This window comes from Streptomyces sp. NBC_00440 (genome assembly GCF_036014215.1).
Taxonomy (GTDB): domain Bacteria; phylum Actinomycetota; class Actinomycetes; order Streptomycetales; family Streptomycetaceae; genus Streptomyces.
On the sequence record NZ_CP107921.1, the window covers coordinates 5,806,556 to 5,830,146 of the forward strand.

Consider the following 23,591-nt stretch of genomic DNA (forward strand, 5'->3'; position numbering starts at 1 on the left):
GGCGGGGCCCTACCCCTTGCGCAGCCCCCGCAGCTGATCGGCGACCGGCGTCAGTGACTCGCGCAGTCCGGCCAGTGCCTCGGGCGTCAGCATGTCGATGAAGTGTCTGCGCACCGAGGCCACATGGTGCGGTGCGACCTTCTGCATGGTCTCGCCGCCGAGGTCGGTGAGGACGGCGAACAGGCCACGCCGGTCCGACTCGCAGTTCTCCCTGCGGACCAGGCCGGCCTTCTCCATCCGGGTGATCTGGTGCGACAGGCGGCTCTTCGACTGAAGGGTGGCGGCGGCGAGATCGCTCATCCGCATCCGCCGGTCGTCGGCCTCGGAGAGATTGACCAGGATCTCGTAGTCGTTCATCGTCAGGCCGAACGGCTGGAGGTCCTTCTCCATCTGGTACGTCAGCAGCCTGTTCACGTCCAGGTAGGTGCGCCAGGAGCACTGCTCGGCATCGTTCAGCCAGCGGGTGGCCGTCTCGGTCTCCATAATGAGAATTCTACCTAAGAAGTTGAATATTGGACAACATGGGGGGTTGCACTCCCCGGCGCGCGCCAGTGCGCCACCTTGATCCCGATCGTGGCGGCGATCCCGATCCGGTGCATATGCCGGGGGTTCAGATGTTCGACGTTACACTCCGCAGGCTATCGCTCACAGCCCGAAGCGGCGCTGAAGATCCCCGACCTGGCCGGGAAAGCGCGCTCCTGGGCTGTTTTGGCCGGAACGGGGTCCCTGCCCACCGGGAACGCCCGGTTCGTTCGGCACGGAACCGGTCGGCTTCTCGGGCAGCAGCGCCTCGGTCGACTGGAGCAGCACCGTCCCGGCGCCCACGAACTCGAACTGGTGCTCCTCGCCCGACACACCCCCCAGGCCGGTGAACGACCGGATCCCGCCCAGCACCCCCGTCAGATAGGCGTGGTCGTAGTGGTGGCACGGCGCAGGGCAGTCCGCCCAGCCCACCAGGGCCTGCGGGTCGACCCGGATCGGCGGCTCCATGAAGACGACCGGACCGTTCGAAGCGGCCACGAACTTCCCCGTACCGATCAGGGTCAGAAAGCCGGGCACGATCGACTGCTTCAGGGACAGCGACGGCTCGAACGCCAGCAGATTCCCGGAGCGGACCGTGAGATTGCCGTCGTCCAGGTCGAACGAGTTCACATCGAAGGCCCGGTCGGCGAGCAGCATCTTGCCCGAGCCCTCCGCCACGACCCAGTCCGCGGCGTGCATCGGGGAGTGGAAGCTGCTGCGCAGCAGATGGTCGAACCGGCCGTTGCCGATGCCGTTGTAGTCGATCCGCCCGTAGTAGGCGATCATCTTGCCCTTCTGCAGGAACCACTGGCTGCCGCTGAGTTCCACACAGAAGGTGTACTTGTTGACGTTGTCGTTGGCCGGCAGCGTCATCGGGTCATGGACCACCGGTCCCGTCACAGCTTCTCCTCCGATGCCTGCACATAGACCGCGCCGCTGCCGGACAGTTCGAGCTGGAACGCCTCGCCCGAGCCGCGCCCCACCATCTCCCGCCAGCCGAGCGCCGCCGACAGCTTGTTCCGTACGTCCCCGTGGTGGGCGACATAGGCCTGCGGGTCCACATGCACCGGCCCCTGCGGGGTGATCGGCAGCTCCACAACCCCGCCGTGCGCCATCACCGCCACCGCTCCGTGGCCCTTGAGCGTCGTGGTGAACAGCCCCTGCCCGGTGACCTGGCCGCGCACCATCCCCATGACCCCGCCCTGCGAACCCATGAACATCGTGCCCTGCTGGAGCGAACCGTCGAACGCCAGCAGCCGGTCCGCCTCCACGTAGAGGGTGTCGCCGGCCAGCGAGATCACCTGGATGTGGTGGCCGCCGTGCCCGAACATCACCGTGCCCCGGCCCTCCACCGTCATCAGCGGCGTCGCCTCGTTGGCCACCCGCCGCCCGATCATGGACATCACGCCGCCCTGACCGCCCTGGATGTTCGGAGTGAAGGTCACATCGCCCCGGTACGCGAGCATCGCCCCGCGCTGGCTGTAGAGCTTCTGGCCCGGCACCACCGTGGCCTCGACCATCTTCGAGTTGATCTCGGTGAACGGCATCAGACATCACCCCCGATCGTGCTGCGCTCGCTGGGCTGCACGTAGACGAGCCCTTCACCCTCGAACCGGATCTGGAACGACTCGCCGGACCCCTCGCCCATGAAGGTCCGGAAGCTGACCCCGGTCTGGAAGTGCTGCTGGAGGCTGCCGGTGTGCGCGATGTACGCACCCGGGTCGACCAGCAGCGGGTACTGCGGGCTGACCCGCAGGACGACCGCGGGGCCGTCCGACATCACCGCGGCCTGCCCCGTCCCCTCGACGGTGGTGGTGAACAGGCCGTTGCCCTGGGACGCGCCCCGCAGCCCGGTGAAGGTCGTGCCGGTGCGCAGCCCCGCGTCCGTGACGAGCAGGTTGCTCGCCTCCACGTGGAGCTTCTCGCCGTGCAGGGCGACGAGGTTGATCTCGGTGGCGCGGTCGGCGAAGTAGCAGGTGCCCTTGCCGCGCACCTCCATCACGCTCATCTGCTCGCCGGTGAGGCGCCGGGTCACCATCCCGCGGAGCCCCTCACCGCCGCCGGACATCTTTTTGAAGGTCATCTGGCCGTCGTAGGCGACCATCGCGCCGTTCTTCGCTTTGACGGCGTCGCCTGTCAGGTCGACGGCGAGCATCTTGCTGCCTTGGAGTCGGAACTGAGCCACGGTCCGAAGGTAACGGGCCGGAGGGGGCACGAACAGCGCCCCTGGGCGTATATGCACCCTGAAGGAGCCCTGAGAAGGGCGACTGACACAATGGGGCAAGCTTGTGCGTACTTTCACAAGATCGCTCCTGTGCCCCTCAACCGGGAAGGTTGCTCCCCCGTGGACCTCAAGACCGCTTCTGCCCTCCGCCGGTTCCGGCTGGTAGCCGCTCCCGAGGCGGTGTCCTACTTCCTGCTCCTGCCGATCGGCGTCGTGCTCAAGGGCACCACCTCCTTCAACCCGGTGCCCGTGCTGGGCTGGATCCATGGCCTGCTCTTCATCCTGTACGTGGTCTTCTGCGCGGATGCCTGGAAGCGCGCCCAGTGGTCGGCCAAGACCGGCATCGTCTATCTCGTGCTCTCCGTGGTGCCGATCGGCGGCTTCTTCGCCGAGCGCAAGCTGCGCCGCGAGGCCGAGGACGCGGTGATCGCCTCCCGGGCGCGCCGCGAAGGCGTGGTCGCGTCATGATCGTGGCTTTCTCGATCACCCCGCTGGGCGTCGGTGAGGACGTGGGGGAGTACGTCGCCGATGCCGTCCGCGTCGTACGGGAGTCGGGTCTGCCGCATCGCACCGACGCCATGTTCACCGCGGTCGAGGGCGAGTGGGACGAGGTCATGGACGTCGTCAAGCGCGCCGTCGCGGTGGTCGAGCAGCGCTCCCCCCGGGTCTCGCTCGTGCTCAAGGCGGACATCAGGCCGGGTGTGACGGACGGCCTGACCTCCAAGGTGGAGACGGTCGAGCGGCACCTCGCCGGGTGACTCCGGCCCGTTCGCGTCCCGCTCCCGCCCTTCGGTCCGCGGACCGAAGGGCGAGACGGGGCTGACCGTCATATGACCGGCCGGTAGGGTCAATGCCGTGCCGAAGCCGCTCAGCCTTCCCTTCGATCCCATCGCGCGCGCCGACGAACTGTGGCAGCAGCGCTGGGGCCCCGTGCCCTCGATGGCCGCCATCACCTCGATCATGCGCGCCCACCAGATCCTGCTCGCGGAGGTCGACGCGGTCGTCAAGCCGTACGGGCTGACGTTCGCGCGCTACGAGGCGCTGGTGCTGCTCACCTTCTCCAAGGCGGGCGAACTGCCGATGTCCAAGATCGGCGAGCGGCTGATGGTGCACCCCACATCGGTGACGAACACCGTCGACCGGCTGGTCACGTCCGGCCTGGTCGACAAGCGCCCCAACCCGAACGACGGGCGCGGCACGCTGGCCTCCATCACCGACAAGGGCCGCGAGGTCGTCGAGGCGGCCAGTGCGGATCTGATGAAGATGGAGTTCGGGCTGTCCGCGTACGACGCGGAGGGGTGCGGCGAGATCTTCTCGATGCTCAGGCCGCTGCGGGTGGCGGCGGACGACTTCGAGGAGTAGTGCGCCGGACCGGCGGGGGCGCGGGAGCGCCGTCGCGGGCCGTGCTGTGTCGTGCCGGGCCCTGTGGGCCGGTCCGCCGGGGGTTGGGCGGGTGCTCCCGTCCCAAGGGCAACCCCGCCGAAGATCGCCCATAGCGCCCGGATACGCTCGACTCCATGAAACGAAGCGTGCTGACCCGCTACCGCGTGATGGCCTACGTCACCGGTGTGCTGCTGGTCCTGCTGACCCTCGGCGTGATCGCCAAGTACCTGCTGGACATCAACGGGGCGACCGGTTTCGTCAGCGTGGTCGGCATCGCGCACGGCTGGCTGTACGTGGTCTACCTGATCTTCGCCTTCGACCTCGGCTCCAAGGCGAAGTGGCCGGTCGCCAAGCAGATCTGGGTGCTGCTGGCGGGCACGGTCCCGACCGCGGCCTTCTTCGTCGAGCGGAAGATCTCCCGCGAGCTGGAGCCCCGGATCACCGAGCCGGCCCCGGTCGCAGCGAAGGCGTAACAAGGCGTAATATCGCCGCCCGCACGATGTGCGGGCGGTCTGCCATCGACATTTATTAGGACGTCCTAGTAAATTCGTGGGTATGGACGCTCACGCCATTGAAGAGGGCCGCCGTCGCTGGCAGGCCAGGTACGACAAGGCCCGCAAGCGGGACGCCGATTTCTCGACCCTGTCCGGCGACCCGGTGGACCCGGTGTACGGGCCACGGCCCGGCGACACCTACGAGGGATTCGAGCGGATCGGCTGGCCCGGTGAGTATCCGTACACCCGGGGCCTGCACCCCACCGGCTACCGCGGCCGCACCTGGACGATCAGGCAGTTCGCCGGGTTCGGCAACGCCCGGCAGACGAACGAGCGCTACAAGACGATCCTCGCCAACGGCGGCGGCGGTCTCTCGGTCGCCTTCGACATGCCGACGCTGATGGGCCGCGACTCCGACGAGCCGAAGGCGCTCGGCGAGGTCGGCCACTGCGGGGTCGCCATCGACTCGGCCGCCGACATGGAGATCCTCTTCCAGGACATCCCGCTCGGCGATGTCACCACATCGATGACGATCAGCGGCCCGGCCGTCCCGGTCTTCTGTATGTACCTGGTCGCCGCCGAGCGCCAGGGCATCGACCCGGCCGTGCTCAACGGCACGCTCCAGACCGACATCTTCAAGGAGTACATCGCGCAGAAGGAGTGGCTCTTCCAGCCCGAGCCGCATCTGCGCCTGATCGGCGACCTGATGGAGCACTGCGCCGCCGCCATCCCCGCGTACAAGCCGCTCTCGGTCTCCGGCTACCACATCCGCGAGGCGGGCGCGACGGCCGCGCAGGAACTGGCGTACACCCTCGCTGACGGCTTCGGTTACGTGGAGCTCGGCCTCTCGCGCGGGATGGACGTGGACGTCTTCGCGCCGGGCCTGAGCTTCTTCTTCGACGCGCACGTCGACTTCTTCGAGGAGATCGCCAAGTTCCGTGCGGCGCGCAGGATCTGGGCGCGCTGGATGAAGGACGTCTACGGCGCGCGGACCGACAAGGCGCAGTGGCTCCGCTTCCACACCCAGACGGCCGGGGTCTCGCTGACCGCGCAGCAGCCGTACAACAACGTCGTACGGACCGCGGTCGAGGCGCTCGCCGCGGTCCTCGGCGGCACCAACTCCCTGCACACCAACGCGCTGGACGAGACACTCGCGCTGCCGAGCGAGCAGGCCGCGGAGATCGCCCTGCGGACGCAGCAGGTGCTGATGGAGGAGACGGGCGTCGCCAATGTGGCGGACCCGCTGGGCGGCTCCTGGTACATCGAGCAGCTCACGGACCGCATCGAGGCCGACGCGGAGAAGATCTTCGACCAGATCAAGGAGCGCGGTCTGCGGGCGCACCCCGACGGGCAGCACCCGATCGGCCCGGTCACCTCGGGCATCCTGCGCGGTATCGAGGACGGCTGGTTCACCGGCGAGATCGCCGAGTCCGCCTTCCAGTACCAGCGCTCGGTCGAGAAGGGCGACAAGCGCGTCGTCGGCGTCAACTGCCTGCACGGATCGGTCACCGGTGACCTGGAGATCCTCCGCGTCAGCCACGAGGTGGAGCGCGACCAGGTCCAGGAGCTGGTGGTCCGCAAGGCGGCCAGGGACGACGCCCGCGTACGGACCGCCCTGGACGCGCTGCTCACGGCCGCCCGGGACGGCTCGAACATGATCGAGCCGATGCTGGCCGCCGTCCGCGTGGAGGCGACGCTCGGCGAGATCTGCGGGGTACTGCGGGACGAGTGGGGCATCTACACGGAGCCGCCGGGCTTCTGAGCAGGGACGGCGGGCCCGGGGGCGGCGCCCCCGGGCACCCGGTTTCCGTCCGGAGCCGGTGCCGGGTCGCGCACTGGTGGTTACCTCTGACGCAGAGCTAAAATGGGCTCATGGCCACCGACGAGTTCCCGGACTCGCTCGCCGATGTGCTGGCCGGTGTGCACCGGCTGGTCCGGCGGCGGCTGCGGCGCGGGCTCACCTCGCCGCCCCTGCGGGGGGCACAGGCCGAGCTGCTGCGGCTGGTCGGCGCACGGCCCGGGATCCGGGTCTCGGATGCCGCCAAGGAGCTCTATGTGGCGGGAAATTCGGTCTCCACACTGGTCAACCAGCTCACCAGGGCCGGATATCTGACCCGCGAGAGCGACCCCGACGACCGCCGTTCGGTGCGGCTTCGGCTCACCCCGGCGGCCCATGAGCGGCTGCGCGACTGGCAGACGCGGCGTGGCGAGCTGGTCCGGGCCCAGGTGGCCCGGCTGTCCGACGAGGACCGGGCGGCCCTGGCGGCGGCGCTCCCCGCGCTGCGCCGGCTCGCCGGGCACCTGCACGAGGAAGTGGAGGGCTCATGAGCGCCGGCCGGAGCAGCGACAAGGGCAGCGACAAGGGCGGTGACAGCGGCGGCTTGGGGGAGACCGACAGCGCGGCGGCCGTCGCCTGCAGCGGACTGGAGTACGCCTTCGGTGAGACCAGGGCCGTCGACGGTGTGGACCTCTCCGTCGCCGCAGGCGAGGTCTTCGGCCTGCTCGGCCCGAACGGCGCGGGCAAGACCACCGTCATCCGCTGCATCACCACCCTGCTGCCGGTCCCGGCCGGCCGGGTGCGGGTGTTCGGGCACGACGCGGCGAAGGAGCGGATGGCGGTGCGGCGCCTGCTCGGTTACGTACCGCAGCAGCTCTCCGCCGACGCAGGGCTGACCGCACGGGAGAACGTGGAGCTGTTCGCGCGGGTCTTCGACGTCTCCCGGCGCGAACGGGCCGAGCGGGTCGGCCAGGCGCTGGCCGCCGTCGGCCTCGACGGGACCGCCGACCGGCTCGCCAAGACCTACTCGGGCGGCATGATCCGCCGCCTCGAACTCGCCCAGGCGCTGGTCAGCGCGCCCCGGCTGCTCATTCTCGACGAGCCGACCATCGGCCTCGACCCGATCGCCCGGACCAGCGTCTGGGAGCACATCGACGCCGTACGCGAGGCCACCGGGATGACCGTCCTCGTGACCACGCACTACATGGACGAGGCCGAGCAGTACTGCGACCGGCTCGCGCTGATGCACCAGGGCCGGGTACGGGCGCTCGGCACCCCCGAAGAGCTCAGAGCCGACCTGCGGGAGCGCCGCCGCGCCCGGAGCGAAGGCTCAACGGGTCCCGCGGGGTCCACGGCCGCTCCCACCACCGCCTCCACGGAGGGCACCCCCACCGCCCACGGCAAGGACCCGGTACACGGCAAGGACACCGCCCACGGCAAGGACACCGCCAAGGACACCGAACCCACGCTGGAGGACGTCTTCCGGGACGTCGCGGGCAGCGGTCTCGACGAGCAGGGAGGTGAGTTCCGCGATGTCCGTTCCACCCGCCGCACCGCGACCCGCGTCGGCTGACGCCACCCGCGCCGGGCTCGGGCTGCTGCTGGTCCCGCCGAAGCCGCGCACCGGCCCGCGGATGGTGCCGGCCAGGGTCGCGGCCATGTGCCTGGTCGAGCTGCAGAAGCTGCGCCACGACCGCACCGAGCTGTACACCAGGGCCGTCCAGCCGGCGCTGTGGCTGCTGATCTTCGGTGAGACCTTCACCCGGATCAGAGCCATCCCGACCGGCGGCATCCCGTACATCGACTATCTCGCGCCCGGCATCATCGCCCAGTCCGCGATGTTCATCGCGATCTTCTACGGCATCCAGATCATCTGGGAGCGTGATGCCGGAATCCTCACCAAACTGCTGGTCACACCGACCCCCAGAGCCGCCCTGATCACCGGCAAGGCGTTTGCCGCCGGAGTGAAGGCCCTGATCCAGGCGGTCGTGGTGATCGTCATCGCCGCACTGCTCGGCGTCGCCCTGACCTGGAACCCGCTGCGGCTGCTCGGCGTTGCCGTGATCGTGATCCTGGGCTCGGCGTTCTTCTCCTGTCTGTCCATGACCATCGCCGGGATCGTGCTGACCCGCGACCGGCTGATGGGGATCGGACAGGCCATCACCATGCCGCTGTTCTTCGGCTCCAACGCCCTGTACCCGGTCGCGATCATGCCCGGCTGGCTCCAGGCGATCAGCAAGGCCAATCCGCTGAGCTACCAGGTCGACGCCCTGCGCGGGCTGTTGCTCGGCACCCCTGCCCATCTGGGCCTGGACTACGCGGTGCTGGTGGTGGCCGCCGCGCTCGGCGTGCTCGCCGCGTCGTCACTGCTCGGCCGCCTCGCCCGGTAGCATCCCCGGCCTCCCGGCCTCACGGCAGGCGCAGCCGGAACAGCGCCCCGCCGCCCGGTGCCTGCTCCGCGGTGAGTTCCGCCCCGTGCGCTCGGGCGATCTGGCGGGCCATCGCGAGACCCAGGCCGGAGCCGGGCAGCGCGCGGGCGGCGCGGGCCCGGTAGAAGCGGTCGAAGACGTACGGCAGGTCATCGGGCGCGATCCCCGGCCCGTGGTCGCGCACGGTCAGTTCCGTCGAGGTGAGGACGGTCTCGACCTCACCGCCGTCGCCCGAGAACTTCGCGGCGTTCGAGAGCAGATTGGCAATCAGCCGGGAGAGCCGCGCCGGTACGCCGTTCAGTGCCGGGTCGGCCGCCGTCTCCACGGTGAAGGCGATCCCCGGCCAGTGGCCGCGGGCCGCCGTCACCGCGTGCTCGACCAGCGGGGCCAGCCGGACACTCTCCACGAGCGGTACGGGCTCCTCGTCGCGGGCCAGTTCGATCAGGTCGTTCACGAGCGTCGTCACCTCGTGGATCTGCCGGGTGAGGGCGCCGGCCGCCCGGTCGCGCTGAGCGGTGGTCAACCGGTCGGCGCGGGCGAGGAGTTCCGCGTTGGTCCGCAGCGCCGTGAGCGGGGTGCGCAGCTCGTGGGAGGCGTCCGCCACCAGTCGGCGCTGGGCGGTCACCGACTGCTCCAGCTCGCCCAGCATGGTGTTGAACGTGGTGGCCAGCCGGGTGATCTCGTCCTCCCGGCTCGCGGGTCCCGGCGGCAGCTCGATGCGGTGGCGGGGGTCCCGGGTGGCCGCGATCCGCTCGGCGGCCCCGGTGAGCCGGGCGACGGGCGCCAGACCGGTGCGCGACACCCAGTAGCCCAGCGCCGCGGCGATCAGCACCCCGGCGCCGCCGACCGCAGCGAGCAGCTGGGCCGTGCGCCGCACGCTCTTCTCCACCGGGTCGGCGCGCAGGGCGACCTGCACCGCCTCACGGTGGCCGAAGGTGGTGGTGAGCATCCGGGTGGGACGCCCCTCCAGGGTGATGTTGCTGAAGTACGGTGCGCGGGTGCCCGCGGCGACCTCACGGACCGCTCCCGACACCGGCAGGAGGTACGGCTTCGCGGGGTCCGCCGACGGATGCGCCGGCACGATCTGTGAGCAGGCGGGCGACGCCAGGAACTGGCACTGGCCCTCGACCACCCCGGGCGTCCCGCCGCCGCGCCCGCCGCCGGACACCGCCGCCGACTGGATGAGATTGAGGTCCAGCTGGTGGTAGATCTCGTACCGCTCGACGAAGAAGGCCGCAGCGCACACTCCGAGCGCGACCAGGGCCACGGCCGCCGAAGCGGTCAGGGCGAGCCGGGTGCGCAGCGGACGGCGGCGGCGCCAGCGCGCACCGAGCCGGTGGGACGGCGCCCGGTGGCTGCGGCCCCCGTCACCGCGGGCGCTCACGCCGTGTCCAGCCGGTAACCGACCCCGTGCACGGTGTGGACCAGGCGCGGTTCACCCGCCGCCTCCAGCTTGCGGCGCAGGTAACCGACGTACACCGCCAGGGAGTTGGAGTCGGGACCGAAGTCCTGGCCCCAGACCCGCTCCTGGATCAGCTCCCGGGTGAGGACCTGCCCCGGGTGGCGCAGCAGCAGATCGAGCAGGGCGAACTCGGTCCTGCTGAACTCGATGGGGCGCCCCGCCCGGCGCCCGGTGCGGGTCTCCGGATCCACCGTCAGATCGCCGTACGACAGCGCGCCCGGTTCCTCCTCGACCGGCGCGGCCCGCCGCAGCAGCGCCCGTACCCGGGCGATCAGCTCGTCGAGCGCGAAGGGCTTCACCAGGTAGTCGTCGGCGCCCGCCTCCAGGCCGTCCACCCGCTCGCTCACCGAGTCCAGCGCGGTCAGCACCAGGACCGGCGTACGGTCGCCGACGGCGCGCAGCCGGCGGCAGACCGCGAGGCCGTCGAGCACCGGCATCATCACGTCGAGCACGATCGCGTCCGGCTGCCAGGCGGCGACGGCCGACAGAGCGGCGAGACCGTCGGCCGCGCCCTGCACCTCGTACCCCTCGACGCTGAGGCCGTCCTCGACCGCCACGCGTACCTCCGGCTGGTCGTCCACGACCAGGATCTTTCGCTGCCGGGGGCTCACGGGCGGCGTCTGCGAGTGCGAGTACGGATGCGGGTTCATGGAGCAAAGCCTGCCAAACCCGGCTCTTAGAACCTTCTTACGCCCCGACGCGAGTGTGCTGCCCATGCGCACACCACTCTCCGTCGTGATCGGCGCGGGCGGCACCGGGGGTCACATCTACCCCGGCCTGGCCCTCGCCGACGCCTTGCGCCGGGCCGTACCCGGCGCGGTGATCTCCTTCGTCGGCACCGAACGCGGCCTCGAATCCACGCTCATACCCGGCGCCGGATACCCGCTGCACACCGTCGACATGATCCCCTTCGACCCGGCGCTCGGCGCCCGGCGCTATCTGCTGCCGGCCGCCCTGCTGAAGTCGGGCGTGCAGTGCCGGACGATCCTGCGCGAGCAGGGGGCCCATGTCGCGGTCGGCATGGGCGGCTACCCCAGCGCGCCGGTGATACTCGGCGCCCGGATGGCCGGGGTGCCCAGCGTCATCCATGAGTCCAACGCGGTGCCGGGCCGCGCCAACCAGTTCGCGGCCCGGCTCACCCCGCATCTCACCGTGGCCTTCGACCGCAGCCGGGCCCACCTCGCGGGCGGCGAGAACGCGGAGACGGTCGGGATGCCGATCGCCGCACCGATCGCGGCGCTCGACCGTCCCGCGCTGCGGGCGGAGGCCCGCCGGGCGCTCGGTGTCCCCGCCGGGGCGCGGCTGCTGCTGGTCAACGGCGGCAGCCTCGGCGCCGCCCGGCTCACCGCCGCCGCGGTCGGACTCGCGGCCCGCTGGCAGGGGCGTACGGACGTCCATCTGCTCATCAAGACCGGTCCGGCCGCCCTGGAGGCGGCCCGGACCCGGCTCGCGGACGAGGGCGGCTGCCGGATCGCCCGCGCCGTGCCCTATCTGGACCGGATGGACCTCGCGTACGCCGCGGCCGACCTGGTGGTCTGCCGGGCCGGCTCCGCCACGGTCGCCGAACTCGCCACCACCGGGGTGCCCGCGATCCTCGTCCCGTATCCGCACGCGCCGGGCGACCACCAGACCCACAACGCCCGCGTCCTCAGCGACGCCGGGGCCGGGGTGCTGATCGCCGACGAGGAGACGACGGCGGAGCGGCTCGCCGAAGTGGCGGGCCCACTCCTCGCCGACCCCGCCCGGCTCGCCGCGATGAGCGGTGCAGCCGGCCCCTCCACCCACGCCAGGGCGGCCGATCTGCTCGCTGCCCGCGTCCTCTCCCACTCAAGCCTGTCCCACGCAAAGGAGTTCACCCCATGACCACCTCGCCGACCACGTCCAGCTGGCAGAACCGCACCGTCCTCGTCACCGGAGCCGAGGGCTTCATCGGCTCGACCCTGGTCGACCTCCTGGTGGAGCAGGGGGCGCGGGTCCGGGCGTTCGTCCACTACAAGCCGTACGGCGAGAAGGGCCACCTCGCCCGCCATCTGGGCAGCTCCCAGGTCGAGATGGTGGCGGGGGACGTCCGGGACGCGGGCCGCGTCGACGACGCGGTGGCGGGCTGCGACACGGTCTTCCACCTCGCTGCGCTGATCGGCATCCCCTACAGCTACGACGCCCCCGGCGCGTACGTCGCCACGAATGTCGTCGGTACCGAGAACATCGCCGAGTCCTGCCGCCGGCACTCCGTACGCCGTCTTCTGCACACCTCCACCAGCGAGGTGTACGGGACCGCGCTCACCGCCCCGATCAGCGAACAGCACCCGCTCCAGCCGCAGTCCCCGTACTCCGCGTCCAAGATCGGCGCCGACATGATGGCGCTGTCCCACTGGCACGCGTTCGAGCTGCCGGTGACGGTGGTGCGGCCCTTCAACACCTACGGCCCCCGGCAGTCCGCGCGCGCCGTCATCCCGGCCATCCTCGCCCAGCTCCACTCCGGGGCCCGGGAGATCAAGCTCGGCTCGCTCACGCCGACCCGTGACTTCACCTATGTCACGGACACCGCGCGCGGCTTCCTCGCGCTGGCCGACTGCGACCGGGCGCTGGGCGAGAGCGTCAACCTCGGTACCGGCCAGGAGATTTCGATCGGGGACCTGGCGCAGGCGCTGATCGCGGCCTCCGGACGGGACGCCGAGGTCGTCATCGACCCGGCCAGGCTCCGCCCTTCGGGCAGCGAGGTCCAGCGGCTGCTCTCGGACAACTCGCGGGCCCGCGAATGGGCGGGCTGGCAGCCCGAAGTCGCGCTCACCGACGGGCTGAAGCAGACATCCGAGTGGATCGCGGAGCATCTGCACCTGTTCGCGGCGGACCGCTACCAGGTCTGACCGGCACCCGTTCGGGCCGACCGTTCCCACGTCCGACCGCGGCACCTGCCGGCGGCGGACCGCCGCCGGGTCCGGACCGGGGATCAGGCTGGCCGGGGGATCAGGCGGGCGGGGCCGGGGCGCTCAGCCCGGAGCAGAGCAGCACGGTGAACTCGCGCGCCCACTCCTCGTCCACCGGCTCCGCGCTCACCAGGGCCCGGTGCACCACCGCGCCCGCGACCACGTCGAAGATCAGGTCGGTGTGCCGGGCCGAGGCCTCGGGGTCGTCCTCGGTGGGGAGTTCACCCCGGGCCTGGGCCCGTTCGCGGCCGATGGTCACCAGCCGCTTCTGCCGGTCGACGATGGCCGAGCGGATCCGGGCGCGCAGCGCCTCGTCGCTGATCGACTCGGCGACCACCGCCATCAGCGCGGTCTTGGTCTCGGGCCGCGCGAGGAGCGCGGCGAACTGGAGCACCACGCCCTCGATGTCCGCGGTCAGACTGCCCCGGTCGGGGAGTTCGAGTTCGTCGAAGAGGACCGCCACGGCGTCCACGACCAGTTCGTTCTTGTGCGACCAGCGGCGATAGAGCGTCGTCTTGGCCACGCCGGCGCGGGTCGCCACCTCGCCCATCGTCAGCTTCGACCAGCCCAGGTCGACCAGCGCGGCTCTGGTCGCCACGAGGATCGCGGTATCGGCCTCTGCGGAGCGTGGGCGACCCGTTCGGGTGGGCTTGCTGAAGGGCATGACCGCGACCATACCGGTCAGTAGCTCAGCCGCCGTGAGTCAGATCACGGGAAACCGTCGGAGAATTTACGCCCACTGCTCCCGGTCGACCAGTTACGCTACGACTCGTAGCGTAAAGAGGCGCAAGCGCGCCCCTGCTGCACGAGCACCACGCGACGACCACGCGACAACCGGGTGACACAACAGCACAACAGAGCCACTGGCGCCAGGGTGGGGACCCTGCGCCTGTCCCGGGCCCCTCATCGGGGTCGGACTGATGGTCCGTGTCCGTCCGTACGCCCCGCATCCGGCGGGGGGTGTACGGACGGGCCGGGCCCGCACCACCGGCGGATTACGCCGACAGCTTTCCTGAACGGCTTTCCTGAACGAGTGGCGGAGGGGGGAGGATGTACGTATGCAGCCTAGGAACATGTCCATGAGCGGCGTCGTCGACCTCGCCGCAGTGAAGGCCGCCGGCGAGGCCCGGCAGAAAGCGGAGCAGGCGCGCGCCGAGACCGCAAGGCAGGGCGGCGCAGCGCCCGTCTCGCCCGTCTCGCTGGTGATCGACGTCGACGAAGCCGGTTTTGAGCGCGATGTCATCCAGCGCTCCGCCGAGGTCCCGGTCGTCATCGACTTCTGGGCCGAGTGGTGCGAGCCCTGCAAGCAGCTCGGCCCGCTGCTGGAGCGCCTCGCCGTCGAGTACAACGGCCGCTTCCTGCTCGCCAAGGTCGACGTCGACGCCAACCAGATGCTGATGCAGCAGTTCGGGATCCAGGGGATTCCGGCCGTTTTCGCCGTGGTCGCCGGGCAGGCCCTCCCGCTCTTCCAGGGTGCGGCGCCCGAGGCCCAGATCCGGCAGACCCTCGACCAGTTGATCCAGGTCGGCGAGGAGCGCTTCGGGATCACCGGGATCCCGGTGGACCCGGAAGCGGAGCCGCCCGCCGCGGACGCCGAGCCCGCCGAGGTGCCGGCCGGCCCCTATGACGCACTGCTCGAAGCGGCCGTACAGGCGCTGGACGCCAATGACTTCGACAGCGCGGTCCAGGCGTACCGGAATGTCCTCTCGCAGGACCCGGCCAACGAGGAGGCCAAGCTCGGCCTCGCCCAGGCCGAACTGCTCGGCCGGGTCCAGGGTCTGGACCCCCAGCAGGTCCGGAAGGACGCGGCCGACAGCCCCGCCGATGTCAAGGCGCAGATCGCCGCGGCCGACCTCGATCTGGTGGGCGGTCATATCGAGGACGCCTTCGGCCGTCTGGTCCAGACGGTGCAGCGGACGGTGGGTGACGACCGCGAGGCCGCACGGGTCCATCTGCTCCAGCTCTTCGAAGTGATCGGATCCGACGACCCGAGGGTGACCGCCGCCCGTTCCGCCCTGGCGCGCGTGTTGTTCTGACGAGGGTTCTGAACAGTCACTAAACGCGCGGCGTCGGCGGGTTGATGCTGACGATTTGGCGACACAGCGATAACCGACGGCCGTACTTTGCCAAAGCTTGGCAATTGCGGCCGTCTGTTACTCCGAGTAAATCAGGTACCTCCTTCTGCCCGGTTATGGTCGCCTACCGCCCGATGTAGCGCCGACGTCGGCCCCACCCTGTGTGTCCGCGCGATATCGGCCGGTCGCGGTTCGGTTATCGAGCCGTTACTAGCCGGTAACGAGCCCCTTGTGTCACAGCCGCGAATGCACCACGATCGGCCAAGCTCGGTCCAATCACGCACCGGCGCGACATCCGGTCGCGGCGTGGCCGCTTGGGTCCCCACCGAGCCGGTCGGCGGCAGTGGCGCCGGCTGCGGGACAGGGGGGTTCCTGCCACCCGGCGGGGCCTGTCCAGCGGTTGCGCGAAGGCGTGGCCAGTGGTTGTCGCTCGGGGGTGATCGCCGGTGCTTCGGACGCGGTTCGCGCTTCTGAACCGGGCGCTCTCCTTCCCGAGGACGTAGCACTTCTCCCATCCCAGGACGGGCTTCGAACCCGATCCGGAGATGTACGTCCGAGAAGGAGGAAACTAAGTGAGTTCCCAGGTACGTGGCGGAACCAGATGGAAGCGGTTCGCGCTTGTCATGGTGCCGAGCGTGGTCGCCACCGCTGCGGTGGGCGTCGGCCTCGCGCAGGGTGCGCTCGCCGCTTCGTTCAGCGTGTCCGGCCAGAGCTTCAAGGTCAGTGCCGACCAGCTGGTCGGGCAGGACTTCGTCCAGTACGGCAGTGTCGCGACCGGCAAGGACCTGAACGGCAAGAGCGCCGCCCACGCGGTGGCCGTGTCGGGGTTCAGCAGCGCCACGATCAACAACATGTGCCAGTCGGTGGTCACACCCAACCTGCCGTTCGGCCTTGGCAGCGTCACGCTGCAGCTGCACGCGGGCACCGACGCCAAGAAGCCGGTCGAGGCGACGAATCTGTACCTCGATGTCGCGAGCCTCGACGCCGATGCGACGTTCAAGAACATCGACATCGGTGTAGCGGCCGGTGACCCGTCGAACAAGACGGGCATCGAGCACGGCACGGAGAAGGCCGTCAATCCGAACGGCTTCGCGCAGCGCGCCGATGAGGCGACGCTGAAGCACGTGAAGCAGACGGCGTGGGCGACCACGGCCGGCACTTTCAAGCTCAGCAACTTGAGCCTGAGGCTCAAGCCGGGCGTCCAGGAGTGCTACTAAGCACACCCGGGCGGCCGGAGCGCGCAGTCGGCGCTGCGGCCGCCCGAACCCCCTACTTCTCAGAGCAACACCGGTACCAGGGAGCTGTTTTCCATGAGCGCCGAGTCCACAGGTTCCCGCGATTTCACCCACTGGCGGCTTCGCTTCCGCGCATGGCGGGGAAACCGACCCTTCTGGGCGGGCCTGTTCACCATGGCGGGAGGCGTGCCGATCGCCTACTTCCCGTACGCCAACATGCACCTCGGCAATGTGACGCTGGCGATGTCCACCACCGCGGGTGCCGGGTCGCTGATCATCGGCGTGCTGCTCGTCACGCTCGGTGTGACGATGTGGTACCACGCCGCTGTCAAGGCGTTCGCGGGGGTAGCGGCGATCCTGCTGGCGCTGATCTCCCTCCCGGTGGCGAACATCGGCGGTTTCGTCGTCGGCTTCCTGCTGTCGATGGTCGGTGGGGCGCTCTCGCTCTCCTGGGCGCCCGCGAAGCCCAACGCCGACCCGGCGGTGCCGGCCCAGGGTGGTTCCGAGGACGGGACTCCGCACGGAAGCACGCCCGAAGGCACCGCTCCCGTGGACGAGTTCCTCCCCTTCGGCCACGCACCGGCCGTCCCGGAGCAGCCGTCCCGGGCGTATGACAAGGACACGACAGTGGATGCCAACGGTGGGAGGCACCGTGCGGGGTGACGAAGCGCAGCTGAGTACCACCGAAGGCGACGACTTCCCGGAGAGAAGAGGCGGCCGTCACGCGGCCCCCAGGAAGTCGCTGCTGACGAAGCTGCACATACCCACGAGCAAGGCGATAGCCCTGGCGGCCATGCCCACCGCGGTGTTCGTCGGGATGGGTCTCACCCCCAAGCTGGCGATGGCCGACGACCACGGCGACATCCCGTTCGCGTCCGGACCGTGTGTGTCCCGCTCCGACGAGCCGAGCCCGTCGGACAGCGCGTCGGACTCGCCGAGCCCGTCGGCTTCGGACAAGGCCAAGACGGACGCCAAGGACGCCAACGCCAAGAAGGACGACAAGGCCGTTGACGCCCCGTCCCCGTCGGCCACACCGTCGGCGACCGGCTCCACGAAGAAGTCGACGCAATCCACGTCGGGTTCGTCCGCTTCGGACCAGGCGTCCCCGTCGCCCGCCGCGACCGAGTCGAAGAACCCGCTGGACCCGCTGGGTGTGGGTGACGCGCTCAAGCACCTGTTCAACCCGGACAAGGACACCGCGAGCCCGTCCCCGGACCCGTCGTCCTCCGCGACGGCCAAGACCGCGGCCGAGAAGAAGGCCGCGGAGAAGAAAGCCGCGGAGAAGAAAGCGGCCGAGAAGAAGGCTGCCGAGAAGAAGGCAGCGGACAAGAAGGCAGCGGGCTCCGTCGCGGACGCGGCCGGCAAGGTCACCGGCGCGGCGAAGAGTACGGCCGACAAGACCGCCGAGAAGATCCGCGAGGCGGCCGCCGAGGCCGGCAAGACGGTCAAGGAACTCCCCTCGGACGCCAAGGGCCTAGACCCCAAGAAGGACACGGCCATCCCGGACGGCGCCAAGCCGTCCTACCCGTGCCCGACCGCCGACCCGAAGGCGCTCGCCGCGGCCGATCTGGAACAGGGCATCCCGGCCCTGCCCGACGACCCGTGGACGCTGAAGAGCTCGATGCTGACCCTCAACGGCCTGGACTACAAGGGCATCGTCGAGGTCAGGACGGGCAGCGGCAAGATCAAGAAGGTCCTGAAGTTCACGGCGTCCTCGCTGGACATCAAGGACCTGCACCAGATGACCGTCGGCCCGAACGGGGCCACCGGCCATGTGAAGGGCGCGGCGGGCTCGACGTCGACCATCCGCGACGGCCAGGTGACGATGTACACGGAGTCGCTGAAGGGCAACCTCTTCGGCCTCATCCCGATCACGTTCAGCCCGGACACTCCGCCGCCGATCAACGTGCCGTTTGCGTTCTTCACGAACGTAACGGTGAAGCAGGCCGGCCAGTTCGGCGGCACGCTCCATGTGCCAGGTCTCCAGAACTACTTCACCGGCGCCTGATCCGCCGGGCGAGAACGTCCGGGAGCCGCGGAAACGGCTGTGGCCCGCACCCTCTGCTTCGAGGGCGCGGGCCACAGCCGTATGCGGGCCGCCGAGCCCGCTCGCGTCCCCGAGAGCGCGTGTCACCCGACAGGGCGCTGCTGGATCCCCCGAGCCGGCCCCGCAGGCATCACGGTGCGACCGCCGGCTGAATGGAATCTCTACGATCCGCAGGTGATCCGCCGGCGGCTCACTTCGCCCGTCCGTGCCGCCCAACTGCGCGAACTGCGGGCGATCTTGGCAGGCGCCCGGACCGATACGGAAGAACTGCTCTGAGGGGGCGCGTCCCCGGACTGTACGGCCGCGGAGGGCTCCGCCCTCGCCGCACTCATTGACGCCGTCCTCCTCGAACCGCTGGCGAGCGGGCCGGGAATCCCCTCCGGCCTGATGGCGTAGCGCTGCTGACCGGGACGTTGCGGCCTTCCGCGGGGTCGTGCGGCCGATGGCCCGCGCCCCGGCCCGACGCGAAAACGGCTCGGGCTGCTGCCGCGGGCATGAACACCGGAAACCCGGTCCTCAAGTCACTGCGACTGGATCTTGACTCCCGCACTCCGGCGCTGATAGTCATTTGATACTACCATTGCTTCGAAAGGTTCAGGCCATGCCAATGCCACCGGACAGCGTCGCAAAGGCAACAGAGCAATCCGCGGCATCCGGGGACGGGCGGCTGCTGGGCGTCGCCGCGGGCGTGGCGGCGGTCGCCGGACTGCTCTTCGGTTACGACACGGGCATCATCTCGACCGCCCTGTTGTCCATCACGCAGGACTTTCATCTCAGCTCCCAGGGAAAGGAGTTCGTGACCAGTTCGATCCTGGCCGGCGCCATCGTCGGGGCCCTCGTTTCGGCCCGGCTGTCGGAGCGCCGGGGGCGGAAGTTCGCGGCCGTGCTGGTCGGGGCCGTCTTCGCGATCGGAACCGTCGGCTCCGCGCTCGCCCCCGATGTCGAGATACTGATCGGCTCGCGCCTCGTCCTGGGCTTGGCCGTGGGAGGGTCGTCTCAGGTCATCCCCATCTACATCGCCGAGATCGCGCCCGCGTCCCGGCGCGGGCGGTTGGTGGTGATGTACCAGGTACTCATCGCGGCGGGAGTGCTGGTGTCCGCCGTCGTCGGTTATACGACCCACAGCTCCTGGTCCTGGCGGTGGATGGTCGCGGTCGCGGTCATCCCCGCGCTGCTGCTGGTGGCAGCCACGGCTTTTCTCCCGGAGAGCCCGCGCTGGCTGGTCGCGCACGGTCAACCCGAGCGGGCCAGGAACGTGCTGCGTCGGCTGCGCACGAGCCCCGAAGAGGCGGAAGCTGAGCTTCGCGAGGTCAGCGCCCTTCCTGAGCAGGGGAAACGCAAGGAGAAGCTGAGCGCGCGATGGCTGCGCCCCGCGCTGCTGGCAGGACTCGGCGTGGCCTTGTTCGCGCAGGTCACAGGCATCAACGCCATCGTCTATTACGCGCCGACCTTCCTTTCCGAATCCGGGTTCGGGGAGTCGACTGCACTGCTCGGGACCGTCGGTGTCGGTGCTGTCGAGACGCTGATGGTGATCCTCGGAGCGATGACCGTGGACCGTATCGGCCGGCGTCGGCTGATGCTGTGGACCCTGCCTGGCTCCGCGCTGAGCCTTGTCGTCATGGGCGCGGCTTCACTCGCCGGGAACGCCGGGTGGGCGGTCATGTTGTTCATGTTGCTCTACATGGCGTTCAACAGCCTGGGCATGCAGGTCGTCGCCTGGCTCATGGGGTCGGAACTGTTCCCGCTTCCGGTACGGGGCAAGGCGATGAGCGCCCACGCGACCACCTTGTGGGGGGCCGACCTCCTGGTCTCCATGACGACCCTGACCCTGGTCGACAGCATCTCCTTGACCGGAATGCTGTGGGTGTACGCGGCGCTGAACGTCGCCGCGATCGTTTTTGTCGTGTTCCGGGTGCCCGAGACGACCGGGCGCTCCCTGGAACAGATCGAGTCGAGCCTGCGTGACGGGACGTTCGTCCCCCGGGGCAACGAAGGAGTGGAATGAATTCGCCGGAACGCGTCGTCCTGGTGACCGGTTCGACCCGCGGCATCGGCCGGGCGACGGCCGAACTGTTCGCGGCGAGCAGGTACCGCGTGGTCGTTCACGGTATACGGAGCGAGGAGTGCGACGAGACGCTGCGTGCCATCCGTGGTGCGGGCGGCCACGCCGGTGTCGCCACGGCCGACCTCACGCAGGAGGGGGCCGCTGAGCACCTGATCGATACCGCCCACGCGGTGTACGGGCGACTCGACGTGCTGGTCAACAACGCGGGGGCGAACGTCTTCACCGGGACGCTCGGCACGTCGATCGCGCAGTGGCAGCATGCCATGGACCTCGATCTGCGAGCCGTGTGGCTGTGCTCGAAGGCTGCGGCGCGCTCCTTGGAACGGCCGGGCGCCATCGTCAATGTGGCGTCGAACCACGCCTTCTCCACCATGGCCGGCTCCTTCCCGTACAACGTCGCGAAAGCAGGAGTGGTCGCCCTCGGGCAGTCGCTCGCGCTGGAACTGACGCCGGAGCGCATCCGCGTCAATACGGTGTGCCCCGGCTACATCGACACCCCGATCAACGAAACGTACTTCGGCGGCTTCGCCGACCCTGCGCGCGAACGGGCCCGGGTCGAGGCGTTGCATCCTGTGCGGCGCATCGGCATGCCCCAGGACGTTGCGCGGGCCATCCGCTTCCTTGCCGATGAGCAGGAGGCCGGGTTCATCACCGGTACCAGCCTGCTCGTCGACGGTGGCAGGTCGGCTCTCATGCAGGACCCCGACCCGGAACAAGCGGCGACCCGGCCGTAGGAAGCACGACAGAGCACCTCATCGCATGAGCAGCAGGACAAGAAAGGCTGAGAAATGAATACCAACAAGGTAGTCACGCTTGAAGGCCCCGGCGCCGCCCTCGACGTGCGCGAGCAGCCGATGCCGAAGGTGCAGCGGGACAATCTCCTCGTACGCGTCGAGCTTTCCGGCGTCTGTGCCACGGACCTGCACATTTGTCAGGGCGACATTCCCGGATTCCGCTACCCCGTGACACCGGGTCACGAGGTCGTCGGCACGGTTGCCGAGGCGGGCGCCGATTTCACGACGGACGTCACGGGCCGGCCGGTGCGGCCGGGCGACCGGGTTGTGGTGATGCCGGCGACTCCGGACGGCACCTGTCCGTCCTGCCGCCGTGCGCGGCCGGTCCCCGACTGCGACAACTTCGACGTCATCGGTTTCTCGGTCCCCGAAGAGCGTCAAGCGGGCGGCGGCTGGGGACAGTACGTGCTGTGCAACTCCAGCAGGGCGCGGGTGTTCGTCACCGAGGCGAGCCCGGAAGCGGCGGTTCTGGCGGAGCCTGCTTCCACCCCGGTGGAAGGTATGCGCCGGGCAGGTGTCGCCTTCGGTGACAGTGTGCTCGTGCAGGGCACCGGCACCATCGGCCTGCTCGCGGTCGCCGCGGCCAAGGCTCTGGGCGCCGCCCGCATCGTCGCGATCGGTGGCCCCGAGCGCCGGTTGCGCATCGCCGAAGAGCTCGGTGCCGACACCACCATCAGCATCGACGGGACACCCGACCCCGAGGAACGCGTGCGGCTGGCCATCGCCGCCAGCCCGGGCGGCCTGGGCTTCGACGCGGTTGCGGAGTGTGTGGGGGCTCCCGCGGTTCTGCCGGAGGGTCTCTCCTGCCTTCGCAAGGGGGGAAGTTACCTGGAGCTCGGGCACTTCTCCGATGTGGGCGAGGCCAGCATCAATCCCTACCGGCACCTGCTCGCCAAGGACGCGCGGCTCGTGGCGGTCTCCGGCTACACCCCCGAGTCGTTCCACCGCGCCCTTCTGATGGTGGAGCGACTGGGCGCCGCGGCGGAATCCCTGGTCACGCACCGGTTGCCGATGGCCAGGGCCCAAGAGGCCGTCAACGCCCTGGCGCCCGGTCAGCAGTACGTGCTGGACGGAACCGAGGTCGGTAAGATCGTGATCGACCCCAGGCTGTAGCCCCCTCGGCTACAGTCCACGCACTACCGGGCCGGTGGGGCAGAATCGCGGAGTCGTGCGGGCGTCCGGGGGCCCGGCCGTGGCCCGTGTCATCGGGTGGCGGGGAGCATGGGGGAGTGAGCGGTGGGGGCTGTCGACGGCTGCCGTGCGACCGGCGACGACGGGAGCGGGCCCGCCGGGCGGATACCGGAGCCCGCGGGGCGAATACCCGAGCCCGCCGTGCGAACAGACGGATCCGCCGGGCGAATACAACTGCGCGCCGCCGCAAGCCGGTTCACCGCGTACGGCAAGGACCTGCTGCGCGGCGAGTGGCTGCGGATCGTGGTCGAGCCCGCGCGGGAGTTCAGAAGGCGCGGGGTGCCCGGCGTCGCACTCGGCATCCTGGCCGTCCTCGCGGTGATCGTCGTCCATGAGCTCATACGGACCCGTACGGGCGCCGTCGCGATACGGCTGACCGGCGAGGTCCGGGGAGATCTGCCCCTGCCGCTCGTCCTGCTGCGTACCCCTGTCTCACTGGTCCTCACGGACCCCGGGCTGCCCGTGTGGGCGGGGCTGCCCAAGCTGTTTCTTGCTCTCGCGCTCGCCGAACTCGTCCTCGGCCGCACCCGTACGCTGCTGATCGCCTGCGCCACGTCCCTCGCGGGCACGCTGGGCGCCCGGGTGATGATCGCGCTGGGGCACGGCCCGCTGGGACTGCCGCCCGAGACCGCGCACGTCCTCGACACCGGCCCGTCCGCCGCCGTGGCGGGACTCTTCGCCTATCTGGCCGTGGTCCGGCGCGCCCCGGTGCTCACCCTGCTGACCACCGCGGTGATCGTCGTCCCTTCGGTGCTCAGGCCGAACCTCGCGGGGCGCGAGCATCTGCTGGCCGTGGGCCTCGCGCTGGTCCTCGGAGTGGCCGCGTCCGTCCGCTCCCGGCAGCCGGGCGGCGAGTCCGCCGCGGCCGTGGCGGGTTGACGGGCTTTCGGGCGGGGCGGGCGTATTCTCCGGGCCCCCGCGACATTCCGGGCAGATCCCGTTACGGGCGATCCTGTTCCGGGCCAT

Annotated in this window: 25 protein-coding genes; 18 read left to right on the forward strand and 7 right to left on the reverse strand. The window is 70.1% G+C overall.

Annotated features, from left to right (window positions below):
* Positions 1–9: 9 nt before the first annotated feature.
* From OHB13_RS26175 to OHB13_RS26190, 4 genes are all read right to left on the reverse strand, one after another.
* Positions 10–483 carry a MarR family winged helix-turn-helix transcriptional regulator gene (locus OHB13_RS26175; RefSeq protein WP_266852960.1) on the reverse strand — a complete coding sequence of 158 codons (474 nt, stop codon included), beginning with the start codon at positions 481–483 and terminating at the stop codon, positions 10–12.
* A 162-nt stretch (positions 484–645) separates the two neighbouring features.
* Positions 646–1,422, reverse strand: a complete 777-nt coding sequence (locus OHB13_RS26180; RefSeq protein WP_328378686.1) for an AIM24 family protein — start codon at positions 1,420–1,422, stop codon at positions 646–648.
* A complete protein-coding gene (locus tag OHB13_RS26185) occupies positions 1,419–2,069 on the reverse strand; it encodes an AIM24 family protein (RefSeq protein ID WP_266852956.1) in 651 nt (216 codons plus the stop codon). Before OHB13_RS26185 ends, OHB13_RS26180 begins: the two co-directional genes overlap by 4 nt.
* Positions 2,069–2,707, reverse strand: coding sequence for an AIM24 family protein (locus OHB13_RS26190; protein ID WP_266852954.1), 639 nt, complete (start codon positions 2,705–2,707; stop codon positions 2,069–2,071). The genes OHB13_RS26185 and OHB13_RS26190 overlap by 1 nt, the downstream gene beginning before the upstream one ends.
* A 159-nt stretch (positions 2,708–2,866) precedes the next feature.
* Between OHB13_RS26190 and OHB13_RS26195 the strand changes: the two genes are divergently transcribed.
* The 8 genes from OHB13_RS26195 to OHB13_RS26230 all read left to right on the forward strand — a co-directional run bounded on the left by OHB13_RS26195 (position 2,867) and on the right by OHB13_RS26230 (position 8,790).
* Entirely contained in the window at positions 2,867–3,214 is a 348-nt protein-coding gene (locus tag OHB13_RS26195) for a DUF3817 domain-containing protein (RefSeq protein WP_328378687.1), read from the forward strand.
* Positions 3,211–3,504: an MTH1187 family thiamine-binding protein gene (locus tag OHB13_RS26200; protein WP_328378688.1), complete on the forward strand. Its 294-nt coding sequence runs from the start codon at positions 3,211–3,213 to the stop codon at positions 3,502–3,504. Before OHB13_RS26195 ends, OHB13_RS26200 begins: the two co-directional genes overlap by 4 nt.
* A 97-nt stretch (positions 3,505–3,601) precedes the next feature.
* Positions 3,602–4,108, forward strand: coding sequence for a MarR family winged helix-turn-helix transcriptional regulator (locus tag OHB13_RS26205; protein ID WP_266852950.1), 507 nt, complete (start codon positions 3,602–3,604; stop codon positions 4,106–4,108).
* A gap of 155 nt (positions 4,109–4,263) precedes the next feature.
* Positions 4,264–4,602, forward strand: a complete 339-nt coding sequence (locus OHB13_RS26210; protein WP_266852948.1) for a DUF3817 domain-containing protein — start codon at positions 4,264–4,266, stop codon at positions 4,600–4,602.
* An 82-nt stretch (positions 4,603–4,684) separates the two neighbouring features.
* Positions 4,685–6,385 (forward strand): acyl-CoA mutase large subunit family protein, encoded by a 1,701-nt coding sequence (locus OHB13_RS26215; protein WP_266852947.1) that lies wholly within the window; start codon positions 4,685–4,687, stop codon positions 6,383–6,385.
* 110 nt (positions 6,386–6,495) lie between these two features.
* A complete protein-coding gene (locus OHB13_RS26220) occupies positions 6,496–6,951 on the forward strand; it encodes a MarR family winged helix-turn-helix transcriptional regulator (protein ID WP_266852945.1) in 456 nt (151 codons plus the stop codon).
* On the forward strand, positions 6,948–7,973 hold the full coding sequence (locus tag OHB13_RS26225; RefSeq protein ID WP_328378689.1) for an ABC transporter ATP-binding protein: 1,026 nt from the start codon (positions 6,948–6,950) through the stop codon (positions 7,971–7,973). The genes OHB13_RS26220 and OHB13_RS26225 overlap by 4 nt, the downstream gene beginning before the upstream one ends.
* Complete coding sequence (locus OHB13_RS26230) at positions 7,933–8,790, forward strand: ABC transporter permease (protein WP_266852941.1); 858 nt, start codon at positions 7,933–7,935, stop codon at positions 8,788–8,790. The genes OHB13_RS26225 and OHB13_RS26230 overlap by 41 nt, the downstream gene beginning before the upstream one ends.
* Positions 8,791–8,809: 19 nt before the next feature.
* On the opposite strand, the gene OHB13_RS26235 is transcribed toward OHB13_RS26230, so the two are convergent.
* Both OHB13_RS26235 and OHB13_RS26240 read right to left on the reverse strand, forming a co-directional pair.
* Complete coding sequence (locus OHB13_RS26235) at positions 8,810–10,213, reverse strand: sensor histidine kinase (protein WP_328378690.1); 1,404 nt, start codon at positions 10,211–10,213, stop codon at positions 8,810–8,812.
* On the reverse strand, positions 10,210–10,941 hold the full coding sequence (locus OHB13_RS26240; RefSeq protein ID WP_328378691.1) for a response regulator transcription factor: 732 nt from the start codon (positions 10,939–10,941) through the stop codon (positions 10,210–10,212). The genes OHB13_RS26235 and OHB13_RS26240 overlap by 4 nt, the downstream gene beginning before the upstream one ends.
* Positions 10,942–11,005: 64 nt before the next feature.
* Between OHB13_RS26240 and OHB13_RS26245 the strand changes: the two genes are divergently transcribed.
* Entirely contained in the window at positions 11,006–12,154 is a 1,149-nt protein-coding gene (locus OHB13_RS26245) for a UDP-N-acetylglucosamine--N-acetylmuramyl-(pentapeptide) pyrophosphoryl-undecaprenol N-acetylglucosamine transferase (protein ID WP_328378692.1), read from the forward strand.
* Positions 12,151–13,158, forward strand: coding sequence for a GDP-mannose 4,6-dehydratase (locus OHB13_RS26250; RefSeq protein ID WP_328378693.1), 1,008 nt, complete (start codon positions 12,151–12,153; stop codon positions 13,156–13,158). Before OHB13_RS26245 ends, OHB13_RS26250 begins: the two co-directional genes overlap by 4 nt.
* A gap of 100 nt (positions 13,159–13,258) precedes the next feature.
* Here the strand turns inward: OHB13_RS26250 and OHB13_RS26255 are convergent, their stop codons facing one another.
* A complete protein-coding gene (locus tag OHB13_RS26255; RefSeq protein WP_266852931.1) occupies positions 13,259–13,882 on the reverse strand; it encodes a TetR/AcrR family transcriptional regulator in 624 nt (207 codons plus the stop codon).
* Positions 13,883–14,276: 394 nt separating this feature from the next.
* Here OHB13_RS26255 and OHB13_RS26260 point away from each other — a divergent pair, with 394 nt between their 5' ends.
* The 8 genes from OHB13_RS26260 to OHB13_RS26295 all read left to right on the forward strand — a co-directional run bounded on the left by OHB13_RS26260 (position 14,277) and on the right by OHB13_RS26295 (position 23,504).
* On the forward strand, positions 14,277–15,254 hold the full coding sequence (locus tag OHB13_RS26260) for a tetratricopeptide repeat protein (protein WP_328378694.1): 978 nt from the start codon (positions 14,277–14,279) through the stop codon (positions 15,252–15,254).
* 611 nt (positions 15,255–15,865) lie between these two features.
* Entirely contained in the window at positions 15,866–16,510 is a 645-nt protein-coding gene (locus tag OHB13_RS26265; RefSeq protein WP_266852927.1) for a DUF6230 family protein, read from the forward strand.
* Between the two features lie 93 nt (positions 16,511–16,603).
* Positions 16,604–17,191 (forward strand): DUF6114 domain-containing protein, encoded by a 588-nt coding sequence (locus tag OHB13_RS26270; protein WP_266852925.1) that lies wholly within the window; start codon positions 16,604–16,606, stop codon positions 17,189–17,191.
* Positions 17,160–18,536, forward strand: coding sequence for a hypothetical protein (locus OHB13_RS26275; protein ID WP_405753866.1), 1,377 nt, complete (start codon positions 17,160–17,162; stop codon positions 18,534–18,536). Before OHB13_RS26270 ends, OHB13_RS26275 begins: the two co-directional genes overlap by 32 nt.
* A 640-nt stretch (positions 18,537–19,176) precedes the next feature.
* On the forward strand, positions 19,177–20,580 hold the full coding sequence (locus tag OHB13_RS26280) for a sugar porter family MFS transporter (RefSeq protein ID WP_328378695.1): 1,404 nt from the start codon (positions 19,177–19,179) through the stop codon (positions 20,578–20,580).
* Positions 20,577–21,374 (forward strand): SDR family NAD(P)-dependent oxidoreductase, encoded by a 798-nt coding sequence (locus OHB13_RS26285; RefSeq protein WP_328378696.1) that lies wholly within the window; start codon positions 20,577–20,579, stop codon positions 21,372–21,374. The genes OHB13_RS26280 and OHB13_RS26285 overlap by 4 nt, the downstream gene beginning before the upstream one ends.
* Before the next feature lie 54 nt (positions 21,375–21,428).
* Positions 21,429–22,547 (forward strand): zinc-dependent alcohol dehydrogenase, encoded by a 1,119-nt coding sequence (locus tag OHB13_RS26290; protein WP_266852920.1) that lies wholly within the window; start codon positions 21,429–21,431, stop codon positions 22,545–22,547.
* 123 nt (positions 22,548–22,670) lie between these two features.
* Positions 22,671–23,504, forward strand: coding sequence for a hypothetical protein (locus OHB13_RS26295; RefSeq protein ID WP_328378697.1), 834 nt, complete (start codon positions 22,671–22,673; stop codon positions 23,502–23,504).
* The last annotated feature ends 87 nt before the right edge of the window (positions 23,505–23,591 follow it).